The sequence below is a fragment of the Microbacterium sp. GbtcB4 genome (assembly GCF_019091465.1).
Classification (GTDB): domain Bacteria; phylum Actinomycetota; class Actinomycetes; order Actinomycetales; family Microbacteriaceae; genus Microbacterium; species Microbacterium paraoxydans.
In genome coordinates, this window is record NZ_JAGXJJ010000819.1 from 1 (window position 1) to 228 (window position 228).

Genomic DNA, 228 nt, shown 5'->3' on the forward strand with positions numbered 1-228 from the left:
CGCCTCGGGCGGGGAGCGGGTGCGGGTCGGCGGGGAGGACGGGATGGGCGTCGCGCTCCTGGGGCGGGCGGGGGTGCCGATGCTGATCCTCTCCACCGAGGTGAACCCGGTGGTGCGCGCTCGCGCCGCCAAGCTCCGTGTCCCCGTCCTGCACGGGATCGACGACAAGGAGGCTGCGCACCGGCAGTGGGCCCGGGAGCAGGATGTGGCGCTCGCCGACGTCGCCTA

1 pseudogene is annotated in these 228 nt (G+C 75.4%); it reads left to right on the forward strand.

From position 1 onward, the window contains the following. Positions 1–228, forward strand: a pseudogene (locus KVS71_RS19730) (acylneuraminate cytidylyltransferase); the annotation flags it as partial.